A 5,167-nucleotide genomic window follows, 5' to 3' on the forward strand; every position below is an offset into this window, starting at 1 on the left:
CGGTCTCGGCGCGGGTGGGCCCCTCGGGGACGGGCGTACGGCCGCCGAAGCCGTCCGCCTGCATCCCGCCGCCGAAGAGGCCGAGGCCCCTGCCGGAACGGCGGCCGTCGGACGGCCGGGCCGCCTGCTGGGCCGTCTGGCGGGCCGCCTTCTTGCGGCCGCGCAGGGAGACCGGGATCGCCCAGAGCTGGTACTTGCCGCCGGACTCGACGAACACCTCGTTCGAGTAGCCGGAGCGGAACGTCTCGACCTGGCCCCACGGCACGACGATCACGCGGAACGGGTTGCGGATGCGCAGCCGGTGGTCGTTGGCGAAGACGGCCGGGCGCAGGGTGAACGCGACCACCAGCGGCACGATGAGGATCAGGACGGCGAGGGCGAGCCACGGCGTGCGGCCGGTGCCGGAGAGGACGGCGTCGACACCGAGCCAGCCGATGATGACGAGGAGGAGGAAGCCGCCGATCAGTGCCATGGGTGAGCGGTAGATGCGGTCCCTGGACTCGGGGGGTGCGGTCGTCATGAGGCCGATCCTAAGCGCCGCCCCGGTTCGGGACCGGGTGCGGGGGCCCGCAGAACCCGTTCTCCGGGGTGTACAGCCGCTACGCGCGTAGATATGCTCGTCTGGTGACCATGCCCACCACTGCATCAGCCGCACACCCGCTCACGGACGTGACCGCGTCCGACAGCACGCTGCGCCGGTTCCTCCACGGGCTGCCCGGCGTCGACGCGGTCGGCCTGGAGGCGCGCGCCGCCTCCCTCGGCACCCGTTCCATCAAGACGACCGCCAAGGCGTACGCGATCGACCTCGCCATCTCGATGGTCGACCTCACGACGCTGGAAGGCGCGGACACCCCGGGCAAGGTCCGGGCGCTCGGCGCCAAGGCGGTCCGCCCCGACCCGACCGACCGGACGACCCCCGCCACGGCCGCGGTCTGCGTCTATCCCGACATGGTTGCGGTCGCCAAGGAGGCCGTCGCCGGTTCCGGCGTGAAGGTCGCCTCGGTCGCCACCGCGTTCCCGGCCGGCCGCGCCGCCCTCGACGTGAAGCTGGCCGACGTGCGCGACGCCGTGGCCGCCGGCGCCGACGAGGTCGACATGGTCATCGACCGCGGCGCGTTCCTCGCGGGCAGGTACCTGAAGGTGTACGACGAGATCGTCGCCGTGCGCGAGGTCTGCGGCACGGACGCCCGGCTCAAGGTCATCTTCGAGACCGGCGAGCTGTCGACGTACGACAACATCCGCCGCGCGAGCTGGCTCGGCATGCTGGCGGGCGCGGACTTCATCAAGACGTCCACCGGCAAGGTCGCGGTGAACGCCACTCCCGCGAACACCCTGCTGATGCTGGAGGCGGTGCGCGACTTCCGTGCGCAGACCGGCGTCCAGGTGGGCGTGAAGCCGGCCGGTGGCATCCGTACGACCAAGGACGCGGTCAAATTTCTCGTCCTGGTCAACGAGACCGTCGGCGAGGACTGGCTGGACAACCACTGGTTCCGCTTCGGCGCCTCCTCGCTCCTGAACGACCTGCTGATGCAGCGTCAGAAGCTGGCCACCGGCCGCTACTCCGGCCCCGACTACGTGACGGTGGACTGATCACCATGGCATCTGCATCCGCATTCGAGTACGCGCCGGCACCCGAGTCCCGCTCGGTCGTCGACATCGCCCCCTCCTACGGGCTGTTCATCGACGGCGAGTTCGTGGAAGCCGCCGACGGCAAGGTCTTCAAGACCGTCTCCCCGTCCACGGAAGAGGTCCTGTCCGAGATCGCCCAGGCGGGCGAGGCGGACGTCGACCGCGCGGTGGCGGCCGCCCGCCGGGCCTTCGAGAAGTGGTCGGCGCTGCCCGGCTCCGAGCGCGCCAAGTACCTGTTCCGGATCGCCCGGATCGTCCAGGAGCGCAGCCGCGAGCTCGCCGTCCTGGAGACCCTGGACAACGGCAAGCCGATCAAGGAGACCCGCGACGCCGACCTGCCCCTGGTCGCCGCGCACTTCTTCTACTACGCGGGCTGGGCCGACAAGCTGGAGCACGCCGGGTTCGGTTCCTCCCCGCGACCCCTCGGCGTCGCCGGCCAGGTCATCCCCTGGAACTTCCCGCTCCTGATGCTGGCGTGGAAGATCGCCCCGGCGCTGGCGACCGGCAACACGGTCGTGCTGAAGCCCGCCGAGACCACCCCGCTGTCCGCCCTGTTCTTCGCGGACGTCTGCCGCCAGGCGGGCCTGCCCAAGGGCGTCGTCAACATCCTGCCCGGATACGGCGACACGGGCGCCGCGCTCGTCGCGCACCCCGACGTGAACAAGGTCGCCTTCACCGGCTCCACCGCCGTCGGCAAGGAGATCGCGCGCACGGTCGCCGGCACCCGCAAGAAGCTCACCCTCGAACTGGGCGGCAAGGGCGCCAACATCGTCTTCGACGACGCCCCGATCGACCAGGCCGTCGAGGGGATCGTCAACGGCATCTTCTTCAACCAGGGCCAGGTCTGCTGCGCGGGCTCCCGGCTCCTCGTCCAGGAGTCGATCCAGGACGAGCTGCTGGACTCGCTCAAGCGCCGGCTGTCCACCCTGCGCCTCGGCGACCCGCTCGACAAGAACACCGACATCGGCGCGATCAACTCCGCCGAGCAGCTCGCGCGGATCACCTCGCTCGTCGACAAGGGGGCGGCCGAGGGTGCCGAGCCCTGGTCCCCGGAGTGCGAACTGCCCTCCTCCGGCTACTGGTTCGCCCCGACGCTCTTCACGAACGTCACCCAGGCGCACACCATCGCCCGCGACGAGATCTTCGGCCCGGTGCTGTCGGTCCTCACCTTCCGCACCCCGGACGAGGCGGTCGCCAAGGCGAACAACACGCAGTACGGCCTGTCTGCGGGCATCTGGACGGAGAAGGGCTCACGGATCCTGGCCGTGGCCAACAAGCTCCGGGCCGGTGTCGTCTGGTCCAACACGTTCAACAAGTTCGACCCGACCTCGCCGTTCGGCGGGTACAAGGAGTCGGGCTTCGGCCGCGAGGGCGGTCGCCACGGCCTGGAGGCGTACCTCGATGTCTGACCGACTTTCCGTGCTCAAGACCTACAAGCTGTACGTCGGCGGGAAGTTCCCGCGTTCCGAGAGCGGCCGGGTGTACGAGGTGACGGACTCCAAGGGCAAGTGGCTGGCGAACGCACCGCAGTCGAGCCGCAAGGACGCCCGTGACGCGGTCGTGGCCGCGCGCAAGGCGTTCGGCGGCTGGGCCGGCGCGACGGCGTACAACCGGGGCCAGGTCCTCTACCGCGTGGCGGAGATGCTGGAGGGCCGCAGGGCGCAGTTCGTCCACGAGGTGGCCGACGCCGAGGGCCTGTCGAAGTCGAAGGCGGCCGAGCAGGTCGAGGCGACGATCGACCGCTGGGTCTGGTACGCGGGCTGGACCGACAAGATCGCCCAGGTGGTCGGCGGCGGCAACCCGGTGGCGGGCCCGTACTTCAATCTGTCGTCCCCCGAGCCGACGGGCGTGGTGGCCGTGCTGGCCCCGCAGGAGTCGTCGTTCCTGGGGCTGGTGAGCGTCGTCGCCCCGGTGATCGCCACGGGCAACACGGCGGTGGTGGTGGCTTCGGAGAAGTCCCCCCTGCCCGCCCTCTCCCTGGCCGAGGTCCTGGCCACCTCCGACGTCCCCGGAGGCGTGGTCAACGTCCTCTCGGGCCGTACGGCGGAGATCGCGACCCCGCTCGCCTCCCACCAGGACGTCAACGCGATCGATCTGGCAGGCGCGGACGAGGTCCTCGCGAAGGAGCTGGAGATCGCGGCGGCGGACAACCTGAAGCGGGTCCTGCGTCCACAGCCTGTGGACGACTGGACGGCGACACCGGGCATCGACCGTCTGACGGCGTTCCTGGAGACGAAGACGGTGTGGCACCCGACGGGGTCGCTGGGCGCGTCCGGCTCGGCGTACTGACACCGGGCCGCGACACCGCGGAGCCGCGCCCTCCCTCCGTCCGGGGAAGGCGCGGCTCCGTGCCGAAGGGGCCGCGGGTCCGGCTCAGTTGCCGGTCAGCCCCGTGACCAGCCCGACCACCGGCATGCTTCCGAACGACTGCGCCTGCGCGACCGGCCCGGTCACCGCCTGGGACGTCAGCGGCTGGAAGTCCGCCAACTGGGTCCCCAGCCCGTTGTCCAGCGGGTCCACGCCCGTCCCGGCCAGCGGGTTCGGCTTGAGTCCCGCGACCGGGCCGGTGACGTAGCCGACCGTGCCGGTGAGGGAGCGGAGTCCGGCCTGGGGGTCGATGTTGCCGAGCGAGGTGGGCCGGGTGTGCAGCACGTCGACGAGCGGCTCACTGTCCGCGGCGGCCGCCCCGGCACCTGCGCCGAGTGCGACACCGGCGGCGGCGAGGGCGGTGAGCGTGCGCTGGGCGGTCGGGTTCGCTTGTCGGGCCATCGTTTCTGCCACCTTTTCCGTGCACTGGGTAATCGTGTCGACACGAAGGGTAGTTGAGGTGTGACGCGCGCTTCAAAGCCAACCCGCGGGGTCGATGAACGGCGGGTGAATGCCGCACACTGGTGTCCCGTGAGTTCCCAACCTCCCCTGTCGACGCGAGTCGTGCTGCTCTGCGGCCCCTCCGGCTCCGGCAAGTCCCTGCTCTCGGCCCGTTCCGGACTTCCGGTCCTCCGGCTCGACGACTTCTACAAGGAGGCCGACGACCCGACGCTGCCGCTGGTGGCGGGGAGCTCCGACATCGACTGGGACCACCCCGGTTCGTGGGACGCGGACACCGCGGTGGCGGCGATCGTCGAACTGTGCCGCACGGGCCGTACGAAGATCCCGGTCTACGACATCTCGCTCAGCGCCCGAACCGGCGAGGAGTCCGTCGAGATGGACGGCACCCCGCTGTTCATAGCGGAGGGCATCTTCGCCGCCGAGATCGTCACCCGCTGCCGGGAGCTCGGGGTGCTGGCCGACGCGCTGTGCCTGAGCCGGGGGCCGGTGCGCACGTTCCGCCGCCGGTTCCTGCGGGACCTGCGCGAGGGCCGCAAGTCGGTCCCCTTCCTGCTGCGCCGCGGCTGGCGCCTGATGCGCCAGGAACGCACGATCGTCGCCCGCCAGACCGCCCTCGGCGCCCACCCCTGCGACAAGGACGAGGCCCTCAGCCGCCTGGCCGCCGCGGCGGCGGGCCGCAGACCGGCGGCGGCACCGGCGGCCTGAACGG

Annotated in this window: 6 protein-coding genes; 4 read left to right on the forward strand and 2 right to left on the reverse strand. The window is 71.2% G+C overall.

Features of this window, described 5'->3' with window-relative positions:
* Positions 1–520, reverse strand: a 520-nt coding sequence (locus tag AOJ26_RS34245) for a PH domain-containing protein (RefSeq protein WP_053852265.1), incomplete at its 3' end; no start/stop codon positions are given.
* 110 nt (positions 521–630) lie between these two features.
* Between AOJ26_RS34245 and deoC the strand changes: the two genes are divergently transcribed.
* From deoC to AOJ26_RS34260, 3 genes are read left to right on the forward strand one after another with little or no spacing between them, the layout of a single operon-like run.
* Positions 631–1,590, forward strand: a complete 960-nt coding sequence (deoC, locus tag AOJ26_RS34250; protein ID WP_053852270.1) for a deoxyribose-phosphate aldolase — start codon at positions 631–633, stop codon at positions 1,588–1,590.
* A gap of 5 nt (positions 1,591–1,595) precedes the next feature.
* A complete protein-coding gene (locus AOJ26_RS34255; RefSeq protein ID WP_053852266.1) occupies positions 1,596–3,038 on the forward strand; it encodes an aldehyde dehydrogenase family protein in 1,443 nt (480 codons plus the stop codon).
* The gene (locus tag AOJ26_RS34260) at positions 3,031–3,918 is read left to right on the forward strand and encodes an aldehyde dehydrogenase family protein (protein ID WP_053852267.1); all 888 of its coding nucleotides are present in this window, start codon (positions 3,031–3,033) and stop codon (positions 3,916–3,918) included. The genes AOJ26_RS34255 and AOJ26_RS34260 overlap by 8 nt, the downstream gene beginning before the upstream one ends.
* Before the next feature lie 84 nt (positions 3,919–4,002).
* Here AOJ26_RS34260 and AOJ26_RS34265 read toward each other — a convergent pair whose 3' ends face one another.
* Complete coding sequence (locus tag AOJ26_RS34265; RefSeq protein WP_053852268.1) at positions 4,003–4,398, reverse strand: hypothetical protein; 396 nt, start codon at positions 4,396–4,398, stop codon at positions 4,003–4,005.
* Positions 4,399–4,458: 60 nt separating this feature from the next.
* On the opposite strand from AOJ26_RS34265, the gene AOJ26_RS34270 reads away from it, so the two are divergent.
* Positions 4,459–5,163, forward strand: coding sequence for a uridine kinase family protein (locus AOJ26_RS34270; RefSeq protein ID WP_420713318.1), 705 nt, complete (start codon positions 4,459–4,461; stop codon positions 5,161–5,163).
* Positions 5,164–5,167: the final 4 nt, after the last annotated feature.

Origin of the sequence: Streptomyces sp. NRRL B-24085, assembly GCF_001282115.1 — a bacterium.
In the GTDB taxonomy this organism is placed as follows: Bacteria; Actinomycetota; Actinomycetes; order Streptomycetales; family Streptomycetaceae; genus Streptomyces.